Annotated in this window: 16 protein-coding genes; 5 read left to right on the forward strand and 11 right to left on the reverse strand. The window is 72.1% G+C overall.

Going from position 1 to position 22,194, the window contains the following annotated elements; genetic code table 11:
• Positions 1 to 29: 29 nt before the first annotated feature.
• From ACJ9NR_RS04910 to ACJ9NR_RS04945, 8 genes are all read right to left on the reverse strand, one after another.
• Positions 30 to 1,271 (reverse strand): ketosynthase chain-length factor, encoded by a 1,242-nt coding sequence (locus ACJ9NR_RS04910; protein ID WP_412489570.1) that lies wholly within the window; start codon positions 1,269 to 1,271, stop codon positions 30 to 32.
• Positions 1,268 to 2,536, reverse strand: coding sequence for a beta-ketoacyl-[acyl-carrier-protein] synthase family protein (locus ACJ9NR_RS04915; RefSeq protein ID WP_412489569.1), 1,269 nt, complete (start codon positions 2,534 to 2,536; stop codon positions 1,268 to 1,270). The genes ACJ9NR_RS04910 and ACJ9NR_RS04915 overlap by 4 nt, the downstream gene beginning before the upstream one ends.
• Positions 2,533 to 2,943 carry a cupin domain-containing protein gene (locus tag ACJ9NR_RS04920; protein WP_412489568.1) on the reverse strand — a complete coding sequence of 137 codons (411 nt, stop codon included), beginning with the start codon at positions 2,941 to 2,943 and terminating at the stop codon, positions 2,533 to 2,535. Before ACJ9NR_RS04920 ends, ACJ9NR_RS04915 begins: the two co-directional genes overlap by 4 nt.
• 60 nt (positions 2,944 to 3,003) lie before the next feature.
• The gene (locus tag ACJ9NR_RS04925; protein ID WP_412489567.1) at positions 3,004 to 4,146 is read right to left on the reverse strand and encodes a SchA/CurD-like domain-containing protein; all 1,143 of its coding nucleotides are present in this window, start codon (positions 4,144 to 4,146) and stop codon (positions 3,004 to 3,006) included.
• Between the two features lie 125 nt (positions 4,147 to 4,271).
• Positions 4,272 to 4,979: a class F sortase gene (locus ACJ9NR_RS04930; protein ID WP_412489566.1), complete on the reverse strand. Its 708-nt coding sequence runs from the start codon at positions 4,977 to 4,979 to the stop codon at positions 4,272 to 4,274.
• A gap of 115 nt (positions 4,980 to 5,094) precedes the next feature.
• The gene (locus ACJ9NR_RS04935; protein ID WP_412489565.1) at positions 5,095 to 5,586 is read right to left on the reverse strand and encodes a hypothetical protein; all 492 of its coding nucleotides are present in this window, start codon (positions 5,584 to 5,586) and stop codon (positions 5,095 to 5,097) included.
• Between the two features lie 161 nt (positions 5,587 to 5,747).
• Positions 5,748 to 7,403 carry an FAD-dependent oxidoreductase gene (locus tag ACJ9NR_RS04940; RefSeq protein ID WP_412490510.1) on the reverse strand — a complete coding sequence of 552 codons (1,656 nt, stop codon included), beginning with the start codon at positions 7,401 to 7,403 and terminating at the stop codon, positions 5,748 to 5,750.
• A 928-nt stretch (positions 7,404 to 8,331) separates the two neighbouring features.
• On the reverse strand, positions 8,332 to 8,760 hold the full coding sequence (locus tag ACJ9NR_RS04945; protein WP_412489564.1) for a YjbQ family protein: 429 nt from the start codon (positions 8,758 to 8,760) through the stop codon (positions 8,332 to 8,334).
• A 75-nt stretch (positions 8,761 to 8,835) separates the two neighbouring features.
• On the opposite strand from ACJ9NR_RS04945, the gene ACJ9NR_RS04950 reads away from it, so the two are divergent.
• Positions 8,836 to 9,921 carry an NAD(P)-binding domain-containing protein gene (locus ACJ9NR_RS04950; protein WP_412489563.1) on the forward strand — a complete coding sequence of 362 codons (1,086 nt, stop codon included), beginning with the start codon at positions 8,836 to 8,838 and terminating at the stop codon, positions 9,919 to 9,921.
• 13 nt (positions 9,922 to 9,934) lie between these two features.
• Here ACJ9NR_RS04950 and mltG read toward each other — a convergent pair whose 3' ends face one another.
• Both mltG and ACJ9NR_RS04960 read right to left on the reverse strand, forming a co-directional pair.
• Positions 9,935 to 10,795: an endolytic transglycosylase MltG gene (gene mltG / locus ACJ9NR_RS04955; protein ID WP_412489562.1), complete on the reverse strand. Its 861-nt coding sequence runs from the start codon at positions 10,793 to 10,795 to the stop codon at positions 9,935 to 9,937.
• A 43-nt stretch (positions 10,796 to 10,838) separates the two neighbouring features.
• The gene (locus ACJ9NR_RS04960) at positions 10,839 to 12,650 is read right to left on the reverse strand and encodes an ABC transporter ATP-binding protein (protein ID WP_412489561.1); all 1,812 of its coding nucleotides are present in this window, start codon (positions 12,648 to 12,650) and stop codon (positions 10,839 to 10,841) included.
• 317 nt (positions 12,651 to 12,967) lie between these two features.
• Here ACJ9NR_RS04960 and ACJ9NR_RS04965 point away from each other — a divergent pair, with 317 nt between their 5' ends.
• Together ACJ9NR_RS04965 and ACJ9NR_RS04970 are read left to right on the forward strand one after the other, a co-directional pair.
• Positions 12,968 to 13,426, forward strand: a complete 459-nt coding sequence (locus ACJ9NR_RS04965) for a MarR family winged helix-turn-helix transcriptional regulator (RefSeq protein ID WP_412489560.1) — start codon at positions 12,968 to 12,970, stop codon at positions 13,424 to 13,426.
• A gap of 410 nt (positions 13,427 to 13,836) precedes the next feature.
• Positions 13,837 to 16,614 carry a lectin gene (locus tag ACJ9NR_RS04970; protein WP_412489559.1) on the forward strand — a complete coding sequence of 926 codons (2,778 nt, stop codon included), beginning with the start codon at positions 13,837 to 13,839 and terminating at the stop codon, positions 16,612 to 16,614.
• A gap of 144 nt (positions 16,615 to 16,758) precedes the next feature.
• Here ACJ9NR_RS04970 and ACJ9NR_RS04975 read toward each other — a convergent pair whose 3' ends face one another.
• On the reverse strand, positions 16,759 to 17,712 hold the full coding sequence (locus tag ACJ9NR_RS04975) for an IS481 family transposase (RefSeq protein ID WP_412489558.1): 954 nt from the start codon (positions 17,710 to 17,712) through the stop codon (positions 16,759 to 16,761).
• Positions 17,713 to 18,381: 669 nt separating this feature from the next.
• Between ACJ9NR_RS04975 and ACJ9NR_RS04980 the strand changes: the two genes are divergently transcribed.
• Positions 18,382 to 20,265 carry an ABC transporter transmembrane domain-containing protein gene (locus ACJ9NR_RS04980; RefSeq protein WP_412489557.1) on the forward strand — a complete coding sequence of 628 codons (1,884 nt, stop codon included), beginning with the start codon at positions 18,382 to 18,384 and terminating at the stop codon, positions 20,263 to 20,265.
• Positions 20,262 to 22,043: an ABC transporter ATP-binding protein gene (locus ACJ9NR_RS04985; protein WP_412489556.1), complete on the forward strand. Its 1,782-nt coding sequence runs from the start codon at positions 20,262 to 20,264 to the stop codon at positions 22,041 to 22,043. The genes ACJ9NR_RS04980 and ACJ9NR_RS04985 overlap by 4 nt, the downstream gene beginning before the upstream one ends.
• Positions 22,044 to 22,194: the final 151 nt, after the last annotated feature.

Below are 22,194 nucleotides of genomic sequence, written 5' to 3' on the forward strand. Positions count from 1 at the left end.
GTTCTCCTTCTCTGCTCCGCGGCGTCTCGTCACGAGGCGCCGGTGGCGCCGTGCCGCAGCACCAGCGCCGAGTTCGACCCCATGAGTCCCCGGCTCAGGACCAGCGCCGTGCGAAGTTCCGCGGTGCGGGCCCTGCCAGTGACGAGGTCCAGGTCATGGCAGATGTCGAAGACGTTGGGGGTGGGCGGGATCACGCCGTGCTCCATCGCGAGCACCGCGGCGACGGCGTCGAGCACAGGCGCCGCTCCGTAGCCACGGCCGATCCCGGTCTTGGGTGCCGTGACCGGTACCCGGGTGCCGAGCACGTCGGCGATCGCGAGGGCCTCGGCGCGGTCTGCCTCCGGCACGCCGAGGGCGTCGGCGAAGACCACGTCGATCTCCCCCGGCGCGCAGCCCGCCTCGTCCAGGGCGCCCCGGACGGCGTGGGCCAGACCGAGCCGGGACTCCTCCCAGCGGGAGGCGCCGGTGTAGGTGGCGGCGTGCCCGGCGAGCACCGCACGCACCCGCGCTCCCCTCTCCCGGGCCGCGCCCTCGTCCTCCACGACCAGCATGGCGCCGCCCTCGGCGGGCACGAACCCGCAGGCCGCGGAGGTGAACGGTCGGTAGGCGCGGGCCGGGTCGTCCGCGGTGCTCAGCTCCGCGTACCCGAGCTGGCAGACCATCGAGTAGGGGGCGAGCGGCGCCTCGGTGGAGCCGGCCACGATGACGTCGGTGCCGCGCCGCACGCCGCGCGCCGCGTGGGCGAGGGCGTCCAGACCGCCGGCCTCATCGCCGGCGACGACGGAGCAGGGGCCCTTGAAGCCGCGGCGGATGGATATCTGGCCGGTGCTGGCGGCGTAGAACCAGGCGATGGACTGGTACGGGCCGACGAACCGGCTCCCCCTGCCCCACAGTTGCTGCAGTTCCCGCTGCCCGAACTCGCCGCCGCCGGAACCGGCCGCGGTGACCACGCCCACGGAGAACGGGGAGCCGTCGGTGACCGTCCGGCCGAGCCGGGCGTCCGCCAGGGCGAGATCGGCCGCGGCCATCGCGAAGTGCGTGAACCGGTCGGTCTGGACGAGGAGGCGCTCCTCCACCGCGGCCGAGGGGTCGAAGCCGCGGACCTCGCCCGCCACCTTCAGCGGCAGGTGCTCGCAGCCCTCACGGGTGACCCGGTCCAGGACGGCGATGCCTTCCCTGGTGGACTTCCAGAAGGTCTCCGTGGTGACTCCGTTGGGGGCGATCACGCCCATGCCGGTGACGGCCGCGCGCCGTGGATACGGTTCGCTCATCGTGTCTTCTCCCTCGGCCGGGTCAGGACGACCGCGGACTGGAAGCCGCCGAACCCGCTGCCCACCGAGAGCACGCTGTCGAGTTTCCGGGCGCGTGCGGTCCGCGGGACGTAGTCCAGGTCGCACTCGGGGTCGGGGGTCTCGTAGTTGGCGGTCGGCGGGACCGTCTGGTGGGCCAGCGCCAGGACGCAGGCGACGAGTTCGATCGCGCCGATCGCGCCGAGGGAGTGGCCCACCATGGACTTGATGGAGCTCATCGGCGTGTCGTAGGCGTGCGGGCCGAGCGCCCGTTTCACCGCGGCGGTCTCGTGCCGGTCGTTCTGCTGGGTGCCCGAGCCGTGCGCGTTGACGTAGTCGATCGCCGTGCCGTCGAGCCGCGCGTGGTCGAGGGCGGCTTCGATGGCCCTGGCCATCTCCAGGCCCTCGCGGGTCAGTCCGGTCATGTGGTACGCGTTGCCGAAGGTGGCGTAACCGCCCAGCTCGCAGTACACGCGGGCGCCGCGGGCCCGGGCGTGCTGGAGTTCCTCCAGGACGAGCACCGCGCCACCCTCACCCATCACGAAGCCGTCCCGGTCGGCGTCGAAGGGACGCGAGGCGTGGGCGGGGTCGTCGTTGTTCGGGGAGGTCGCCTTGATCGCGTCGAAGCACGCCATGGTGATCGGGGAGATCGGCGAGTCCGAGGCGCCGGCTATGCACAGGTCGGCCCGGCCCTCCTGAACGGTGTGGAAGGCGTAGCCGACCGCGTCGAGGCCGGAGGTGCAGCCCGTGGAGACGGTCTGCACGGGACCGCGGGCCCCGAACTCCTCCGCCACCGTCGCGGCCAGCGTGCTGGGCGCGAACGCCCGGTGCAGATGCGGCCCGGCCTGCTGCGGATCCACGTCCCAGCGCTGCCCGTGGTGGCTGACCAGTACGTAGTCGTGTTCCAGCCGGGTGGTGCCGCCGACCGCGGTGCCCAGGGAGACCCCCACGCGCCAGGGGTTCTCCCGCGCGAGGTCGAGGCCGGCGTCCCGCACCGCTTCCGCGCCCGCGACCAGGGCGAACTGTATGTAGCGGTCGCAGCGCGCGGTCTGCTCGGCGTCCAGTCCGAGTGCCGCGGGTTCGAAGTCGCACTCGGCGGCGATCCGCGAGCGCAGCCCCGCCGGGTCGAAGAACGTGATGCCCCGCGTCGCGGTGCGCCCGGCCGCCAGCAGATCCCAGAACGCCGGCACGCCCATGCCGCCCGGGGCGACGATGCCTATGCCGGTGACGGCGACCCGTCGCGTCATGAACCGACCTCTGCGACGGTATCGGTCTCCTCGGTGTCGACGTGGCCCAGCTGGGGACGGGGGGCCAGCGGGCCGAGGTGGAAGACGATGCGGGCCTCCACGTTGCCGACGTTGCGGAAGCGGTGGCGCATGTGGGCGGGGATCATCAGCCCCTGCTCGGGCCGCAGCGGATGGGCGACGCCGTCCAGGTCGACCTCCAGCTCCCCGCACAGGACGTACACGAACTCCTCGGAGTACGGGTGGTAGTGCTCAGCGATGCGGTCGCCGGGCTCCACGATGGCGACGCCCATGAAACCGCTGGTGGAGCCGACGGTGGCGGGAGTGAGCATGGCGCGCAGATCACCGCCGCGCCGGCGGTTGGGCTCGACCTCGCTGAGATCCACGATTCTGGGACGGGATGAGATCACGGCGTTCCTCCGTTCAGGTCCTGCATCGACGTAAGGGTGTGGGCGCCGGGTGAGGGCGCATCAGGCCTCGGGCGAGCGGCGGTCGGTGACGAGTTCCATGCGGGCGAGCCGCACCAGGCGCGCGAGTTCGGCGTCCTTCGGAGCGGACGCGTCGGCGGACAGCGTTGTCAGCTCGCCCATCCGCGCGGGGTCCGCGAGGCCGAGGATCAGCGCGGGATCCGCCGCGTCGAGCCCGCCGCGCACGTCGATCAGCCGTACGACGACGTCGTCGCGCTGGAAGATCGTGCTGCGCACGACCGGGTTCAGCGGATCGTCGGCCGCCGCCGCGTCCTGGCGGGCCAGCAGCTCCGCCAGGCGCATGCCCTGGCCGGAGCGGACCGGGTAGGACAGGGCGTACCGCTCCGCCGGCCCCTGCTGCCGTTCGGCGGTCACATGGTGGACGGCGGGCAGCGCGGCCCGGGTGAAGAAGACACGGGCCGACTCGGGGTCGTCGAGGTCCCGGTCCTGTTCCAGGTAGGGGTTGACCGCCTCCTCGACGGCGCGGACCTCGGGCTGCCGGGCGACGTGGCGCAGCGCGGCGAGCAGGTCGCCCCGCACCTCGATGGCCCGCACCACGCGGTTGCCGTGCATGAACAGGGAGGTGCGGACGAGCCGGGTGGCGTCGTCGACCCGCGGTTCGGGCGAGGCGTAGTCGGCCAGGATCTTCGCGACCTTCTCCTCGCTGCCGGGCTTGACGGTGAAGGTGAGCGCGTGCCGGATCAGGCCGTCGCCGATCCGGGGCGCCGCCTGGAGCCGGCGCCCGGCCGCCTCGGCGCCCGCCGCCGGGCCGCCGGTCTCGCGGACGATGTGGAAGCGCAGCGACCTGGTGTCGCGGACGCAGTGGTGCAGCGGCTCCACCATCCGCACGTGCTCCTCGCTGTTGACCCAGGCGAGGAACGGCGGGGCGCTCTCCCACTCGCTGGTGATCAGCCACTGCGAGGGGTTCTCGATGGACTGGCACAGCTGGTCGCTGACGTGTCCGGGGACGGAGGCGACCTGGTTGCACAGGAGCTCGTAGGCCTCCAGGAACTGCTGCTGGGCGCCGTCGTTGACGTCCACCAGCAGCACGACCCGGAGTCTGGAACCGTCGAACACGGACTGTGAGACTCGGGGCGAGACCTGGCTGGCCGGGGAACCGGATACACGTTCCGACGTGGTGGTCATCCTGCGCACATCTCCTTCGGGGACAGAAGTGGTGGCCTCGGCCGCCGTGATGCGGCGCCGGCGTTTCTCGATCGTGTGCCCGTGCCCGCACGCCCGCGACTCGGATGCACTACGCGGGTGACCTCTCAGACGAGATGGGCGAAGACCACGAGGTTGTCGGTGTAGTCGTGCGCCGAGTGGTCGTAGTCGCCCGCACAGGTGATCAGCCGCGCCTCGGCACGCGGGGTGTCGTCGTACACGCGGTCGCTGGGGAAGTCGGACTTGGCGAAGGTCTCGGCGTCGTCCACCTTGAAGGTCGCCGTGCTCCCGTCGGCCCGGTCGACGTAGAACACGTCGCCCTTCTTCAGCTCGCCGAGGTTGGCGAAGACGGCCGCGGAGGTCTTGGTGTCGACGTGCCCGGCGATGACCGCGGTGCCCGTCTCACCGGGCGACGCGCCCTTGGCATGCCAGCCGACGAGGTTGGTGTCGGCGGCGGGCGGCGGTTGCAGGTGCCCGTTGGGCCCGATGTAGAGGTCGGTGAAGGGGGCGTCCACCCAGATCTTCGGGATGCGCAGGCGCACGGGCGCCGATCTCGGCAGGTGTTTTCCGACCGGCCGTACGGCGCCGGTCGTGGCGGGCCGCGGCTCGGACGTCCCGGCGGACCGCGGGGCCGCCGCGGCCGGGCGCGGCGCGACGGCCGGGCCGGCGGAGCCGGTGGAGTCGCCGTGGCCGTTGACGAGGCCGGCGACCAGGACCAGGCCGGCCGCGACGCACATCATCATCGCCCCGGAGCGGGAGGATCCCGGTGCCGCGGGCACCGGTTCGTCGTCGGTGGAGGAAGGGGGTTGTGCCATCGGGGACCACCTCACTGGCACGGCAGCGGTGCGGACGGGGTGCGGGGACAGCGCGCCGGGCCGCCACTCGGGGCACGGGTGGCGGCCGCGGCTGCGCTATCGCATCCGGCATGGATCAGGCCGGGCTTCCGACCGGCTTCTTGCGACGGATCGCGTACAGGCCGGTGGCCGCCACCGCGAGCACGGCCAGCCCGCCGGCGGTCGCCGTCGGAGCGGCCAGCGCCCCGCCGCCGGTGTGCATCCCGCCACTGGGCTTCTCGTGCCCGCCGCCCCAGGAGTCGTTGCCGCGGCTGCCGCTGTCGCGATCCCCGCCGCCCCAGTCTTTCTTGCCTCCGTCGTTGTCCTTGTAGGTGTCGGGGTCCGTCTTCGGGTCCCGCGAGCTGCCCCAGTCGTTGTGGTCGCTCACCGCGGCCAGCGCACCTCCACCGGTGTGCATGCCGCCGTGCGGTGCCTCGTGCCTGTCGTGCTCCTTGCCGTGCGAGGAGCCGTCGCTGTACGAAGAGTCGTCGTGATCCCAGTTGCCCCCGGCGGCGTACGCGCCGGGAGCGCCGAAGGCCAGGGCGGCGGAGGCCGCCGCTGTGGCCAGGATCATGCGAGCAGAGCGCATCTGATGGTCCTTCCGTCACGGCCCGGCAGCTGGGACTTGGTCAGCTGACTGAACCGGGCCCCGACGTGATCCACCGTCAGTCAGGCGCCCCCGGGCCACCAGTCGGGACGATCAGCCGGGTGAAGCGGCCGGCCTCACCCGTGACTCCGCTCTTCGGGTGATCAACCCAGTGCCAGCACCTCCGCAAGGACGTCACGCAGCACCGATTCGGCATCCGGGACGGGTCCGGCCGACCGCCAGGCGACGAACCCGTCCGGCCGAACGAGGACGGCACCCCCGCGGGTGATGCCGTGGGCGGCCGTCCAGTCCGCGTCGCCCTCCGTGACCAGGTCGGCTCCGGGCCCGGTGCCCACGCGCCAGGAGGCGAGCGGTACCGGGATCCGCTGGGCCGGCCGGGTGGCGGCGCGGTGCCATCCGCTCGGATCACCCGCGTCACTGAGCAGTACCAGGGTCCGCTCGTAGAGGTCGAGGGTGGAGACCTTCTCCTCCCCGCGCCGCACCCACAAGTGGGGCGCCCGGCTGCCGGGCCGGCCGGTCAGGTCGAGCTTCTCCGGTACGACGGCCGCCGCGGGGTCGGCGCCGACGACCGCACCCCGCGGGTAGCGGTAGCCGAGCGCGACGTCGAGGATGCCGCGCCGGGGACCGCCGCCGGCGCCGGGCGGCGGGGTGAAGCCGGGGTGGCTGTGCTCGGCCGAACGGTGGGCGGCACGGGCGCTGGTCGCCTCCGCGACCGGGCGGCGTTCGGCGTCGTAGGTGTCGAGCAGCCCCTCGCCGGCCCAGCCGCCGAGCACCGCGGCCAGCTTCCAGGCGAGGTTGTGGGCGTCCTGGATGCCGGTGTTGGAACCGAAGGCCCCGGTGGGCGACATCTCGTGGGCGGAGTCGCCGGCCAGGAAGACGCGGCCGGCACGGTAGCTGCGCGCGACGCGCTGGGCGGCGTGCCAGGGGGCCCGGCCGGTGATCTCCACGTCGAGGTCCGCCACCCCGACCGCGCGGCGGATGTGTCCGACGCACCGCTCGTCGGTGAACTCCTCCAGCGTTTCGCCGAGTTCGGGGTGCCAGGGGGCGTGGAAGACCCAGTTCTCGCGGTTGTCCACCGGCAGCAGGGCGCCGTCGGCGTCCGGGCCGGTGAGGTAGCAGACGATGAAGCGCCGGTCGCCGACGACCTCCGCGAGGCGGCGGGAGCGGAAGGTGACGCTGACGTTGTGGAACAGGTCGCCCGGGCCGCTCTGGCCGATGCCGAGCTGCTCGCGGACGGGGCTGCGGGGGCCGTCGGCGGCGACGAGGTAGTCGGCGCGGACGGTGGTGTGCTCGCCGGTCTCGCGGCTCTTGACCACGGCGGTGACACCGTTGGCGTCGCTTTCGAAGGACATCAGCTCCGTGGAGAAGCGCAGGTCGCCGCAGAGTCGGCCGGCGTGGTCGAGCAGGACCGGCTCCAGGTCGTTCTGGCTGCACAGGCACCAGCCGCTGGGGCTGAAGCGGGCCAGTCCCCCGCCGGGGTCGATCTCGCGGAACAGCCACTCCCCCGCGTCGCCGACCAGGGTGGGCGTCTGCAGGATGCCGTGGTTGTCGGCCAGGGTGGCGGCGGCCCGGTGGATCCCCTGCTCCACGCCGGCCACCCGGAAGAGCTCCATCGTGCGGACGTTGTTGCCACGGCCGCGCGGGTGGATCGAGGTGCCGGAGTGCCGCTCCACGAGGAGATGGCGCACCCCGAGCCGGCCCAGGAACAGCGAGGTCGACAGGCCGACCAGGGAACCGCCGACGACGAGCACCGGGACCCTGAGGGTGTCGTGGCCGGCCTGCTCGGCTCGTTCGTTCATCACGCTCGCCTCCAGCACGTCGTCGTGGCAGCCGCCCGGATCGGGCCGGGGTCTTGATGCATGCCCCGGGAAGCCGGTGGCGCCGCAGGCTTCACCCGGCTGGCACCCGATGGGCGACGCAAACCGCGTAGCTGACGGTGTGTGAGTACGGCGCGGTGCGACAAGGCAAGGAACGACACTCCGGCCTGACGAGCCGTCCGACCGGACTGACGAGCCGTCCGACCGGCCTGAGGATCCGTCCGGCCGGACTGACGAGCCGTCTGTTCCGTCCGACCGGCCCGGCGGTCCCGCTGTCCGGTCCGGCGATCTTCGGCTGTCCGGCGCTGCGGTCGCCTCCGTCCGGTCCGGCGGTCCCCGCTGCCCGGTCCGGCGGTCGCCTCCGTCCGGTCCCGCGGTCCCCGCTGCCCGGTCCGGCGGTCGCCTCCGTCCGGTCCGGCGGACTGCCGGGTCCGGCGGGTCCGGCGGTCGCCTCCCTCCGGCCCAGCGGTCCGCCGGGTTCGGTGGGTTCGATGGATCCGGCGAATTCGGCGGGTCCGCCGAGTCCCGCGGATCCGGCGGGTCCAGCGGGTCCAGCGGGTCCAGCGGGTCCAGCGGGTCCAGCGGGTCCAGCGGGTCCAGCGGTGGCCCCGTACCCGGGCGCTGCGCGGTGTCGGCCGCCGGGCTGCTGGGCGCCTGCGTGCCGGTCGTGCCCGTCGTGCCGGACCGGATGCCCCTGGCCTCCTTGCAGGCGGCGGCGAGCACGACCGCGGCGGTCAGGGCCGGCACCGCGGTCCAGGTCATCGCTGCCGGATGGACGTGGCGGTCGGCGACGGCTTCCTGGACGGGCAGGTCCAGAGCGGCGATCAGGTTGCCGAGCCGGTGGACAGGTGACGCCGCCGGTTATGCCGACGCCCCGCGGGAAGTCGAGCGGTGCGGTGCCGGAAGGCGCTCAGGAGCCCGCGAGGAAGGACAGCCGCACCGTGCGGTCCGGGTTGTCCTTGTTCGTGTCCACCAGGCACACCGACTGCCAGGTTCCCAGCTCCAGCCGTCCGCCGACCACCGGCAGCGTCGCGTGCGGCGGGACGATCGCCGGAAGAACGTGGTCGCGGCCGTGACCGGGGCTGCCGTGCCGGTGCTGCCAGCGGTCGTCGGCGGGAAGGAGGGTGTGGAGGGTGGCGAGGAGGTCGTCGTCGCTGCCGGCGCCCGTCTCGAGGATGGCGACGCCGGCCGTGGCGTGCGGGACGAAGATGTTGAGGAGACCGTCACGGCCGCCGGCCGCCTCCCGCAGGAAGGACTCGCAGTCGCGGGTCAGGTCGGCGACCCTCTCCGCGGAGCCGGTGGAGACGTTCAGTACTCGGGTGGTGAAGGCATCTGACATGCCTCCATCGTGACCCATCCGGCCCGTGCCACACGGCAGGGGAAGATCCGCCGCCCCGCCCGAGTTGGTAGAAGCGTGAACAACACACGCGAGGTCGAGGCGGTCGTCGTGGGCGCCGGTCAGGCAGGGCTGTCCAGCGCCTATCACCTGCGGCGCACCGGTTTCGTCCCGGAGCGCGACTTCGTGGTGCTGGACCGTTCCCCCGGACCGGGCGGTGCCTGGCAGTTCCGGTGGCCGTCGCTGACGTACGGCAAGGTCCACGGGATGCACTCCCTGCCCGGCATGGAACTGACGGACGCCGATCCCGCGCGCCCGTCCTCGCAGGTCGTCGCCGAGTACTTCGCCGCGTACGAGGACGCCTTCGATCTGCGGGTACGGCGGCCGGTCGAGGTGCGTGCGGTGCGGGAGGGCTCCGGCGGGCGGCTGCTCGTCGAGACCTCGGACGGTGACTGGTCCACCAGGGCGCTGATCAACGCGACCGGTACGTGGGAACGGCCGTTCTGGCCACGCTACCCCGGCCAGGAGACCTTCCGGGGACTCCAGCTGCACACCGCGCGGTACCCGGGGCCCGAGGCCTTCGCCGGGCAGCGGGTGGTCGTGGTGGGCGGGGGCGCCTCCGGGACGCAGCACCTGCTGGAGATCGCCGGGTACGCGGCCGCGACCACCTGGGTCACCCGGCGTCCGCCCGTCTTCCGCGAGGGCCCGTTCACCGAGGAGTCCGGCCGCGCCGCGGTCGCGCTGGTGGAGGAGCGGGTGCGGCAGGGGCTGCCCCCCGAGAGCGTGGTGTCGGTGACCGGCCTGCCGCTGAACGACGCGATCCGGCAGGGCCTCGCGGAGGGCGTCCTGGAGCGCCGGCCCATGTTCGACCGGATCACACCGGACGGCGTGGAGTGGGCGGACGGCCGGCGCGTCGACGCCGACGTCATCCTGTGGGCGACCGGCTTCCGGGCCGCGATCGACCACCTGGCACCGCTGCGGCTGCGCGAACCGGGCGGCGGCATCCGTGTCGAGGGGACCCGGGCCGTCGCCGACCCGCGGATCCACCTGGTCGGCTACGGCCCGTCGGCCAGCACCATCGGCGCCAACCGCGCGGGCCGGGCGGCCGTACGGGACGTGCGGCGGCTGCTCGCCGGACGGACCGGCGAACCGGCCGCCGCCTGAGGCCCCGCCTGGCTCACCCGGACGGGGACGCCGTCTTCCGGACCGCGTCGGCCGTCTTCCGGACCGCGTTGAACTCGGCCACATTGCGCTGGTGTTCGGCGAAGTCGGCCGTGAAGCGGGTGTCTCCGGGCTTGACCGTCACGAAGTACAGCCAGTCGCCGGGGGTGGGACTGATCGCGGCGCGCATCGCGTCCTCGCCCGGGTTGTCGATCGGCGTCGGCGGCAGCCCCATGCGCTGGTAGGAGTTGTAGGGGCTGTCGACCTTCGTGTCCGCGGAGCTGGTCGCCGGCGTCGCGCGGTGCAGGACGTAGTTGAGGGTGGAGTCCATCTGCAGGGGCATCCCGCGCTCGAGCCGGTTGAAGACGACCCGCGCCACCTTGCCCATGTCGGCCTTCGAGGCGGCCTCGGCCTGCACGATGCTCGCGACGGTCACCGCCTGGTAGACGTTCATCGCGTTGCGCTGTGCGCCGGCCGCGATCGGAGCACCGTTGAACTTCTTGTCGGCGGTGTCGACCATGGTGGTCAGCAGGGACTCGGGGGTCGCCTTCTCGGGGACGGGATACGTCGCCGGGAAGAGGTAGCCCTCGGGGTTGCCCTCGGCGTCCTTCGGCAGCTTCAAGTGAGCCTTCGCCAGCGACTTCTTGGTACTGCCCGCGGGCAGGGCGAGGGTCTTGTCGACGGCGTCGTAGATCTGGCTCGCGCGCCAGCCCTCCGGGATCACCAGGGACGCGGGCCGGGCGTCCCCGCCGCTGCGGAGCATCAGCAGCGGCACCGCCACGGCGGTGCCGGCCACGACGGCCCCGGTCACGACGAGGACGAGCTTGCCCCGCCGCGTCAGTCGAATCGTGCTCCGTGGCGGAGTGTTCTTCTGCATGCGGGCACGGTAACCCGCATATCGCCCCAAACCCGGCATATGTTCAGCTCGTCGGTTCCAGTTGGGCATCCCGGCGTACCAGGGCCGCGTACCGCCCACCCTGTTCCAGCAGCTCCTCGTGCGTGCCCCGTTCGGCGACACGGCCCGAGTCGAGGACCACGATCTGGTCGGCACTGCGGATGGTGGACAGGCGGTGGGCGATGGTGAGCGTGGTGCGGTCGGCCGACAGGGCGTCGATCGCGGCCTGCACGGCGGCCTCGGTGCGGTTGTCCAGTGCGCTGGTCGCCTCGTCCAGGATCAGCACCGGCGGATCGCGCAGGATGGTGCGCGCGATGGCCAGGCGCTGCTTCTCACCGCCGGAGAAACGGTGGCCGCGCTCGCCGACGACCGTGTCGTAGCCGTCCGGCAGGGACGCGATGTGGTCGTGGATCTGGGCCGCCTTCGCGGCCGTGCGCAGCTCCTCGTCGGTGGCGTCCGGCTTGGCGAAGCGCAGGTTCTCGGCGACCGAGGCGTGGAAGAGGTACGTCTCCTGGGAGACGACGCCGACCGCCCGCGCCAGGGTGTCGAAGTCCAGGTCGCGCACGTCGGTCCCGTCGAGGGTGACGCGGCCGCCGGTGACGTCGTAGAGCCGCGGGACGAGGTAGCCGAGCGTCGACTTTCCGGCGCCGGTCGGGCCGACGACCGCGAGGCTGCTGCCCGCGGGGACGGTGACGTCGATGCCGTCGAGGATCGGTCCCCTCTGGCCGTCGTCGCTGTCGTAGCGGAACTCGACGTCCTCGAACCGGACTTCACCCTTGATCCGGTCCAGGTGGACGGGGTCGTCCCGCTCGGTGATGTCGATCGGCAGGTCGAGGTATTCGAAGATGCGCTGGAAGAGGGCGAGCGAGGTCTGGATCTGGACGCCGGTCGACAGCAGGCTGACGGCCGGGCGGAACAGGCCCTGCTGGAGCGAGACGAAGGCGACGATCGTGCCGATCGAGACCTGCGGACCGCCCAGTTGGAGGGCGATGCCCGCGGTCCAGTAGATGACGGCCGGCATGGCGGCCATGACGATCGTGATGACGGCCATGCGCCAGCGACCGGCCATGTTCGAGCGCACCTCGAGGTCGACCAGCCCCTCGGACTCCTCGGCGAAGGACCGGGTGAGGGAGTCGGAGCGGCCCATGGTGCGGCCCAGCAGGATGCCGCTGACGGAGAGCGACTCGGTGACGGTCGCGGCCATGGCGGCCATCTGCTTCTGGCGCTGGGTGGTGATCTTCTTGCGCTCGTTGCCGACACGGCGGCTGACCCACACGAAGACGGGCAGCAGCAGCAACGAGACGACGGTCAGGCGCCAGTCGAGCGCGATCATCGCGACGATCGTGGCGACCACACTGGTCACGTTGGAGACCAGAGAGGTGGCGGTGGAGGTGACGGTGGCCTGCATGCCACCGATGTCGTTGGCGATCCGGGACTGGACCTCACCGGTGCGTGTGCGCGTGAAGAACGCGAGGGACATGCGCTGCAGCCGGCCGTAGACGGCGGTGCGCAGGTCGTGCATGACGCGCTGGCCGACCGTGGTCGAGATCAGGGTCTGCAGGACGCCGAAGACGCTGGTGAGGACGGCGCTGAGGATCATGCCCAGCGCGAGCAGGCTGAGCAGGCCGGTACGGCCCTCGGGGATCGCCACGTCGAGGATGGCCCGCAGCAGGAAGGGCGTGGCGACGGAGACCAGCGACGAGGCGCCGACCAGCAGGCCGACGACGGCGAGTCGGCCGCGGTAGGGGCGGAAGAGCCGGAGGATGCGGCGCACCTGCCGGGGCTGCTCCTTGGCGTCGGCCGGCGGTGTCCAGCGGGGTTCACGGTCGGGGTGCATGAGCTCCTACGGGATCGGGATCGAGTTCGGGATCGGACAAACGGACGGGATCGAAGAACGGACGGGATCGGAGAACGGACGGGGTCGGAGAACGGACGGGATGGGAGAACGGACGGGATCGGAGAGCGGACGGGGTCGGAGAAACGGACGGGACCGGAGAAACTGACGGAAGACACGGACGGAAGACACGGACGGAAGACGCCGGCGGGGTCGAAGTCGGAGGTGCGGAGGGCCAGCGCGAGTCCGGCGCCGACTGTCGGACCCTAGCTCATTGTTACCTATGCTCACAATGAAATAGATCCTGATATTGTTCCCGCATGACCACCCCGGACACCGACAGCCTGCTCGCCGAGCAACTGCTGCGGTTCACGCGTCGCATGCACCGCGTCCAGAAGCGGCACATCGAGCTGGCGGGCCTCGGCGTCACCCCGGCCCAGTCCCGGCTGTTGCGCACGCTGGCGCACTACGACGAGCCGCCGCGCATGGCGGACCTCGCCGAGCGCCTGGAGGTGGTCCCCCGCGCGGTGACCACGCTGGTGGACGGACTGGAGGCCGGCGGCAAGGTGCGCCGGGTGCCCGACCCGACCAACCGCCGCGTGATCCGGATAGAGCTCACCGAGGACGGCCGCACGGCGCTGCGCGCTCTGCGCGAATCGCGGCGCTCCGCCGCCGCGGAGATCCTCGCGCCGCTGACGGACGAGCAGCGCGAGGTTCTCGGCGGACTGCTGGACACGCTGATGGACCAGGGTGTGACGGCGCCCGGTCACCACTGCTGACCGACCGCACAGGCGTCCGCTCAGCACCGGACGCGGGCCTGAGTGAGCACGCCGAGCCCGGTGCGTGGACATGCCCGGCGCGTCCCGTCGGTACCGCAGTGGCCGGAAACGGCGGTGGCCCACTCCGTTGACATGACCCTGCCCAGTGGCTAACTTCGCGAAGAGTTCGAGTCGACACCCTGGGCGCCCGGCGCCCCGGGACCCGTCGTAGCGCTCCCACCGTCAGGCACCTCACCTCCGGGGTGATCCGACAACGTTGTCAAGCTCGATTGTTCCCGCCACCCCTCGGGCGCCGGCGCTTCTGCCCCCGCACCCCGGCCCGTGCCCGCGCCCGTGCCCCGCACCCCGCGCTCAAGACAGAGAGACAACGTTGTCGCCCCCCCTCTCCGAGCAGAGGAGAACTCTCCGTGATGACACGACTGCTGAGACCGCCGGGAACCACGGTGATCGGTCTGTTGGCGGCGGCGGCCCTGGCCGCGCTCGGGATGTCCGCGCCCGCCCGGGCGGCCGGTAACGCCGCGTTCGTCGCCTCACCGGCCACCGTGGTCAACCCGTTCATCGGGACCTCGAACCAGGCCGACGACTTCCCCGGGGCCGACGTGCCGTTCGGCATGGTGCAGTGGAGTCCGGACACACCGTCGCGTCCCTCCGGCGGGGGCTACGAGTACAACGACTCCTCGATCACCGGATTCAGCCTGACCCACATCGCCGGGCCCGGCTGCGGCGCGGCCGGTGACGTCCCGGTCCTGCCCACGGTGGGGGCCGTGAACACCGGCGCCACGGACGCGTTCTCGCACGCCGACGAGTCCGCGTCGGCCGGGTCGTACAAGGTCGCGCTCAACAACCAGGTGACCACCGAGCTGACCACCACCACCCGCAGCGGCATGGCACGCTTCACCTTCCCGTCGACCAGCCGGGCCAACCTGATCTTCAAACTGACGGGCAGTCAGAACGGCGCCACTAACACGCAGTTCACCAGGGTCTCGGACACCGAGGTGAGCGGCCAGGTCACCAGCGGCCGCTTCTGCGGCGCGGGCAACACCTACACCGTGTACTTCGACATGGTCTTCGACCAGCCCTTCACCTCGCAGGGCACCTCCCTCGCGAAGGCGTCGACACTCAAGCCCGTCCAGCCGGGCAAGGCGTCCAAGAACGCCGCCGAGACGCCCAACAAGCCGGTGCTGCACGGCAAGGTCCCGAGTGCGACGCCGCCGAAGGCCGCGGGGGGCAGCGCCGCCTCCCCGTCGGTCGCCGCCTCGAACGGCTACGTCACCTTCAACACCACGTCCGACCCGGTCGTCCAGGCCAAGGTCGGCGTCTCCTACGTCTCGGTCGCGGGCGCGGTCGCCAACCGGACGGCGGAGAACCCCGGCTGGGACTTCGACGCGACCCGCACCGCCGCGCAGGACGCCTGGAACAGCGCGCTCGGCAAGATCCGGATCGCCGGCGGAACGGCCGCGCAGCAGCAGAGCTTCTACACCGCGCTCTACCACTCCCTGCTGCACCCGAACGTGATCAGCGACACCAACGGCCAGTACTACGGCTTCGACGGCAGGACGCACACGGTGGACGCGGGGCACGACGCGGCGTACGCCAACTACTCCGGCTGGGACATCTACCGTTCGCAGGCACAGCTCGAAGCCCTGGTGGCACCCGAGGTGGCCTCGGACACCGCGCAGTCGATGGTCGACGACTACACCCAGACCGGGATCTTCCCCAAGTGGTCGGAGAACAACGGGGAGTCGTACGTCATGGTCGGCGACCCGGCGGACGCCATTCTCGCCGACTACTACGCCTTCGGCGCCCGCGACTTCGACACGAAGACCGCCCTGGCCGACATGGTCAAGCAGGCGAGCACCGCCAACAACGACCGCCCCGGCCTCAACTACCTGAATTCACCCGGGTACATGCCGCACGACGGCAGCTACGGCTGCTGCAACTTCTACGGTCCGGTGGCCACCACGCTGGAGTACGACACCGCCGACTTCGCACTCTCCGCGATGGCCGGCGCACTCGGCGACACGGCCGACCAGAAGACGTACGCGAACCGCGCCCAGGACTGGCGCAACGTGCTCGACCCCGCCTCCGGCTTCGTCCAGCCGCGCGATGCCGACGGTGCGTGGACCGGCGGGTTCGACCCCACCAGCGGCACCGACATGGTCGAGGCCGACTCCTGGATCTACACCGGCATGGTCCCCTTCGACATCGGCGGCCTGGCCCGCGCCAAGGGCGGCAACACGGCGATGAACCACTACCTGGACACCGTGCTGCGCAGCTTCACCGGCGCGGGCGGCTACGCCTGGGTCGGCAACGAGCCCAGCATCGAACTGCCGTGGGAGTACGACTACACCGGGCAGCCCTACAAGACGCAGCGCACCGTGCGGGCGATCCAGGACCAGATCTGGGCGAACACCCCCGGCGGGCTGGCCGACGGCAACGACGACCTCGGCGCGATGAGCGCCTGGTACGTGTGGTCCGCGCTCGGCATGTTCCCCGAGACCCCGGGCACCTCCGATCTCGCCCTGGGCTCACCGCTGTTCACCCAGGCCGTCGTCACCCTCCCGTCGGGCAGGACGCTGACCGTCAACGGGAACGGCGCGGCGGACAACGCCCCCTACGTGCAGTCCGCGACCTTCAACGGCGCCGCCTGGAACAACGCCTACGCCCCCACGACGGCGATCACCGCCGGCGGCACGCTCGACTACACCCTCGGCACCAGCGCCAACACCTCCTGGGCGACGGCGGCGTCCGCGGCGCCGCCCTCCTACGCCGGTGACACCACGGCCCCGCCGTCACCTCGCATTGGCCCCATGGTTTCCTCGGTCGCCGCGAACCTCTGCGCGGACGACGCCTCGTCCGCCACGGCCGACGGCACCCACGTCCAGATCTACACCTGCAACAACACCTACGCGCAGGACTGGATCATCGCCGGTGACGGAACGATACGCACCCTCGGCAAATGCCTGGACGCCGATCACAGCGGGACCACCAACGGCACCCTGATCCAGCTGTGGACGTGCAACGGCAGCGGCGCCCAGCAGTGGACCCAGGGCTCCGACGGATCGCTCGTCAACCCCGAGTCCGGACTGTGCCTGGACGACCCCCATTCCTCGACCACGAACGGCACTCAGCTCCAGCTCTACACCTGCAACCGCACGGCCGCCCAGAACTGGAGACTGCCGAACTGAGCCGACGGCACGCCCAGGCGACATCATTTCGATCACCGCGTGGGCGTCCGAGAGCGCCGCGCCGCGCCGCACCCATCGGGTCGGGCAGCGGCGCGGCCTCGCCGACACGACGGTCCGGCCCGGCACTTGACCGCCAAGACCCTCCTAGGTGTATTGACCCGTGAGGTTGGGAACGCGGCTGGCGGGTGGCTGACCCTTGAGCGCGGTGTGTCCGCGGTGGTGATTGTAGGTGTGCAGCCAGTCGGGGAAGGCGTCGCGTCGTTCCTGCTCTGAGCGGTAGGGGCGGGCGTAGGCCCACTCGTCGAGCAGGGTGCGGTTGAACCGCTCGACCTTGCCGTTGGTCTGCGGCCGGTAGGCGCGGGTGCGCTTGTGCGTGATGCCGGCCGTGGCCAGGGCATCGCGCCACAGACGGGCCTTGTAGCAGGAGCCGTTGTCGGTCAGCACGCGCTCGACGCTGATCCCACAGGAGGCGAAGAACGCCTGCGCCCGCCGCCAGAAGGCGACGGCGGTCTCCTGCTTCTCGTCGGTGAGGATTTCGCTGTAGGCCAGGCGGGAGTGGTCGTCGACGGCGGTATGGATGTAGCTGTAGCCGGCGCCGGAACGCTTCTTGCGGCCCGCCTGGCGGCCCAGGACCTTGTGGCCACCGCCGTCGGGGATGTTGCCGAGCTTCTTGATGTCCACATGCACCAGCTCGCCGGGCCTGGCGCGTTCGTAGCGGCGTATGACGCGGCCGGTGGCCCGGTCCAGGTGGGTCAGGCGGGCCAGGCCGTAGCGGGTCAGCACCCGGTGCACGGTGGAAGGCACCAGCCGCAGCAGGCCCGCGATGCGGGCGGGTCCCCAGCGGCGCAGCACGCGGACCTTGATGATCCGCCGCTCGGTACGTGTCGGGGTCCGCCGTGGGCTGGCGTGCGGGCGGCTGGAACGGTCGGCCATGCCCGCCTCGCCGTGCTGGCGGTAGCGGTCGGCCCACCGCTTGGCGGTGTTCACGGAGACCTGGAAGCGTTCCGCGGCCCGCCGCAGGGGCCAGTCGTCGTCCACGACACAGCGGGCCAGACGCAGGCGTCCGGTCTCGGTCAGCGGTGCGTTACGGTGCGGCATGAGGGCCTTTCTGGTCGCCGGTGCAGATGTCGCAATCCACACCGAGCCAGAAGGCCCTCACCCATTTCAAGATCACACGTCAGTGATCGCTGTCACCAACCTCCGTGGACAGAACACCTAGGCCGTCAGGTCTGCTCTGTCCCCCATCACCACCACCGGATGCAGGTCCGGGTCGAGAGTGCGCAGCAGCAGGTACCCCATGGCCGGGAGACGCTGACGCACGCCGACGTACCGCTGCCGTGGTCCATGTGCAGCCAGATACTGCCGCCCTTGGCGTCGCAGGCGACCGCCGATGCCGGGGACGGAGCGGGTGCGGTCGGCCGTGTGCGTGCTTCTGAGGGCGAAGCTGCCCACGGCGCCCTTCTCTCCCCTGTTTCCCTGGCTCCCCTGTTTCCCTGTCTCCCCTGTTTCCCTGTCTCCCCGGCTGTTCGCTGCCGCATCCGGACGTGAGCGCCAGGAGCGTCCCGAGGGCCGCCGTCGCGACCGCCGTACGAGATGCGCCATTTTTTCGCATCGCACCATTCTGTGCGGTCCGGCGGCTCTGTACGGTCCGGCGGCAGAAAACCTGTTGCTTCCGACCACGTCGCGAGGCGAACCTTTCACGGTTTGCTACCGCCGTTCGCGGACCCCGCCACCCAACTGACACGAGCCACTGGGACGTCAGCCGTCATGCAGATTCAAGACCTTCCGTATCCCGACCCGGGTGTCCCGGACGCGCGCTCGGGACCCCGGTTCCTGTGGTGGCTGGGCCGGAATCAACTGGGCGGCCAGTTCACGGCGATGGCCTGGGGCCTGCTGCACTTCACGTCGGTCTCAGCGCTGCCGTTCTGCGTCGGCGTGGCCATCCAGGCCGCGGTCGACCGCTCGGGCGGGCAACTCGCCCTCGCGGGCGGCCTGCTGGTGCTGGCCGCGGCCGGCATCGCGCTCGGCGACACCTTCCTGCACCGGGCCGCGGTCACCAACTGGATCACGGCCGCGGCCCGCGTGCAGCAGCTGCTCGCCCGCAAGGCCGCCCGACTGGGCTCCGCGCTGACGCGGCGCGTCGCGGCCGGCGAGGTCGTCGCCGTCTCCACCGGTGACGTCGAGAAGATCGGCTGGTTCGTGGAGGCCGTCTCCCGGTTCACCGCGGCCGCGTGCACCGTCGTGGTGGTCTGCGTGGCGCTGCTCGTCTACCAGCCGGCGCTCGGCCTGGTCGTCGCCGTGGGCCTGCCCGTGGTGGCGCTGGCCGCCCTGCCGCTGCTGCCGCGGGCGACCCGGCGGGCCGACTTCCAGCGTGAGAAGGCGGGCCGGGCCACCGAACTGGCCTCGGACACCGTCGCCGGTCTCCGCGTGCTGCGCGGCATCGGCGGCGAGGAGCTGTTCCTCGACCGCTACCGCAGCGCCTCCCAGGAGGTCCGCCGCGCCGCCGTGCGCAGCGCCCGCATGTGGGCCCTGATCTCGGCGATCCAGGTCCTGTTGCCGGGTCTGCTGATGGTCGGGGTCGTCTGGTACGGCATCCAGCTGGCCCGCCAGGGGCGGATCACGGTCGGCGAACTGGTCACCGTCTACAGCTCGGTGATGGTCCTCGGCTATCCGCTGCGCCATTTCGAGGAGATCGCGATGGCCTACTCGTTCTCGCGGCCCTCCGCCAGGCGTGCGGCGCGCGTGCTGTCGCTGCAGCGGACCACCGACAGCGGTGATGTGCGGACGGACGGCGTGGCAGAGAATGCGCGCTCGGGCGGCGTGCCGAGCGACGACTCGGACGGCGTACGGAGCGGTGACCTGGGCGGCGTACCGAGTGGTGATCCGGGCGGCGTACCGAGCGGCGACTCGGACTGCGTGCCGAGCGGTGATCTGTACGACCCCACCACCGGTCTGCTCGCTCCCGCCGGCCGGCTGACCGCCGTGGTGTGCGGTGACCCGGACGCGGCGGGGCGGCTGGCCGAGCGGCTGGGCGGACACCCGGCGGAGCGGGGCACGTCCGTCCTGCTGGGCGGCGTCCCCCTTGACGCGCTGCCGCTGGACACGGCCCGCCAGGCCGTCCTGGTGCAGGACAAGGACCCGGTGCTGCTGTCCGGTTCGCTGCGCGAGCTGCTCGACGTCCCCGCCTCGGGTGACGTCACCGCGCGCGACGCGCTGACCGCCGCCCAGTGCGAGGACGTCCTGGAGGCGCTCGCGCAGGGCTCGCCGGAGGCCGAGGACCCGATGGGGACACGGATCACCGAGCGTGGACGGTCGCTGTCCGGCGGGCAACGGCAGCGGCTCGCGCTGGCCCGTTCGCTGATCACCGACCCGGAGGTACTGGTCCTGGACGAGCCGACCTCGGCCGTCGACTCGCACACCGAGGAGCGGATCGCGCGAGGCGTGCGCCGCCTGCGGGAGGGCCGCACGACGGTGGTGTTCACCTCCTCCCCGCTGCTCCTGGACCAGGCGGACCGGGTCGTACTGGTGCACGAGGGTGAGGTCACGGCGGTCGGCGTGCACCGCGACCTGGTGCACGCCGAGCCCCACTACCGGGCCGTGGTGACCCGGGAGACGGAAGAAGAACTGCACCAGATCGAGGAGTCGGCATGATCGGCGTGGCGCCACCGGCGTACGACCCGGCGGCCCCGACGACGGCGGCCACGCTGCCCGTCGGCGCCCCGGCCACCGTCCGCACGTATGTGGCCGAACTGTTCCGGCGTCACCGTCGCGCCTTCGCGATCCTGATGGCCGTCAACACGGTGTCCGTGGTCGCCTCGATGGCGGGCCCCTGGCTGCTGGGCGATCTCGTGCAGCGGGTGTCGGACGGTGCGCGGGAGCTCCATCTGCCGCTCACTCTCTCGCTGTTCGTCCTCGCACTCGTCGTGCAGGCCGTGTTCGTGCGGGAGGTACGGCTGCGCGGGGCGATGCTCGGCGAACGGATGCTGGCCGACCTGCGCGAGGACTTCCTCGTACGGTCGGTCGGGCTGCCGCCCGGTGTCCTGGAACGGGCCGGCACGGGCGACCTGCTCTCCCGCATCACGACGGACATCGACCGGCTCGCCAACGCGATGCGCGAGGCGGTGCCGCAGCTCTCGATCGGCGTGGTGTGGGCGCTGCTGCTGCTGGGCGGCCTCGTCGCCACGGTGCCGCCGCTGGCGCCGGCGGTGCTGGTCGCGGTGCCGCTGCTGGTGGTCGGCTGCCGCTGGTACTTCAAACGGGCGCCGTCCGCCTACCGTTCGGAGGCCGCGGGGTACGCCGCCGTGGCCGCCGCGCTCACCGAGACCGTCGACGCCGGGCGCACCGTCGAGGCCCACCGCCTCGGCGACCGCCGCATCGAAGTGTCCGAGCGCCGGGTGCGCGAGTGGACGGCCTGGGAGCGCTACACCCTGTGGCTGCGATCCGTGCTCTTCCCCGTCATCAACCTCACGCACGCGACCGTGCTCGGCTCGGTGCTCATGATCGGCGGCGTGTTCGTCCTGCGGGGCTGGATCGGCGTGGGGCAGCTGACCACGGGCGCGCTCATCGCGCAGATGCTCGTGGACCCGGTGAACCTGATCCTTCGCTGGTACGACGAGCTGCAGGTGGCCCAGGTGTCGCTGGCCCGGCTCGTCGGCGTGCGCGACATCGAGCCGCACGCCGGCGAGCCGGCGCTGGCTCCAAAGGGCCGTGACGTGCACGCGGACCGGGTGCTCTTCGGCTACCGCGAGGGCGTGGACGTGCTGCGCGAGGTCTCCCTCCAGGTCGCGCCCGGCACCCGGCTGGCACTGGTCGGGCCTTCGGGCGCGGGCAAGTCCACACTGGGCAGGCTGCTCGCCGGCATCTACGCGCCCCGGGACGGCCGCATCACCCTCGGCGGCGCCGAGCTGTCGCGGATGCTCGCCGAACGCGTCCGCTCGCACGTGGCCCTCGTCAACCAGGAGCATCACGTCTTCGTGGGCTCGCTGCGCGACAACCTCCTGCTGGCCCGCGCCTCCGCGGTCGACGCCGAACTGTGGGCGGCACTGGGCGCGGTCGACGCCGAGGGCTGGGCGCGTGCGCTGGACGACGGCCTGGACACCGAGGTAGGCTCGGGCGGGCTGGCCCTCACTCCGGCCCAGGCCCAGCAGATCGCGCTGGCCCGCCTGGTGCTCGCGGACCCGCACACGCTGGTCCTGGACGAGGCGACCTCCCTGCTCGATCCGCGAGCGGCACGCCACCTCGAACGGTCCCTCGCCCGCGTCCTCGACGGCCGCACGGTGGTCGCCATCGCCCACCGTCTGCACACCGCCCACGACGCGGACGTGATCGCCGTCGTGGAGAACGGCCGCATCGCGGAGCTCGGCAGCCACGAGGAACTGGTGGCGGCGGAGGGGGCGTATGCGGCGCTGTGGCGGTCCTGGCACGGGTGAACCGCCCGCCAGGGCAACGGCCCGGCGGCTTGGCTGCCGCGCGGCGGCTCCCGGCCCGGTCGCAGCCGGGGCTGCCGCTGCCGCCGCCCCGGCCCCTGCGCCTGTCTCCGCCCGAACAGGCCCGCGGTCGCACTCGCGGTGCTCGGCGGCT

Source organism: Streptomyces sediminimaris (assembly GCF_047049295.1).
In the GTDB taxonomy this organism is placed as follows: domain Bacteria; phylum Actinomycetota; class Actinomycetes; order Streptomycetales; family Streptomycetaceae; genus Streptomyces; species Streptomyces sediminimaris.

Excerpts from the sequence above, each read along its gene's own strand:
- ACJ9NR_RS04960 (WP_412489561.1), bottom strand. The coding sequence starts at position 12,650 with ATGCACCCCGACCGTGAACCCCGCTGGACACCGCCGGCCGACGCCAAG.
- mltG (WP_412489562.1), bottom strand. The coding sequence starts at position 10,795 with ATGCAGAAGAACACTCCGCCACGGAGCACGATTCGACTGACGCGGCGG.
- ACJ9NR_RS04980 (WP_412489557.1), top strand. The coding sequence starts at position 18,382 with ATGCAGATTCAAGACCTTCCGTATCCCGACCCGGGTGTCCCGGACGCG.
- ACJ9NR_RS04945 (WP_412489564.1), bottom strand. The coding sequence starts at position 8,760 with ATGTCAGATGCCTTCACCACCCGAGTACTGAACGTCTCCACCGGCTCC.
- ACJ9NR_RS04925 (WP_412489567.1), bottom strand. The coding sequence starts at position 4,146 with ATGACCACCACGTCGGAACGTGTATCCGGTTCCCCGGCCAGCCAGGTC.
- ACJ9NR_RS04965 (WP_412489560.1), top strand. The coding sequence starts at position 12,968 with ATGACCACCCCGGACACCGACAGCCTGCTCGCCGAGCAACTGCTGCGG.
- ACJ9NR_RS04935 (WP_412489565.1), bottom strand. The coding sequence starts at position 5,586 with ATGCGCTCTGCTCGCATGATCCTGGCCACAGCGGCGGCCTCCGCCGCC.
- ACJ9NR_RS04940 (WP_412490510.1), bottom strand. The coding sequence starts at position 7,403 with ATGAACGAACGAGCCGAGCAGGCCGGCCACGACACCCTCAGGGTCCCG.
- ACJ9NR_RS04910 (WP_412489570.1), bottom strand. The coding sequence starts at position 1,271 with ATGAGCGAACCGTATCCACGGCGCGCGGCCGTCACCGGCATGGGCGTG.
- ACJ9NR_RS04915 (WP_412489569.1), bottom strand. The coding sequence starts at position 2,536 with ATGACGCGACGGGTCGCCGTCACCGGCATAGGCATCGTCGCCCCGGGC.
- ACJ9NR_RS04970 (WP_412489559.1), top strand. The coding sequence starts at position 13,837 with ATGACACGACTGCTGAGACCGCCGGGAACCACGGTGATCGGTCTGTTG.
- ACJ9NR_RS04985 (WP_412489556.1), top strand. The coding sequence starts at position 20,262 with ATGATCGGCGTGGCGCCACCGGCGTACGACCCGGCGGCCCCGACGACG.
- ACJ9NR_RS04930 (WP_412489566.1), bottom strand. The coding sequence starts at position 4,979 with ATGGCACAACCCCCTTCCTCCACCGACGACGAACCGGTGCCCGCGGCA.
- ACJ9NR_RS04975 (WP_412489558.1), bottom strand. The coding sequence starts at position 17,712 with ATGCCGCACCGTAACGCACCGCTGACCGAGACCGGACGCCTGCGTCTG.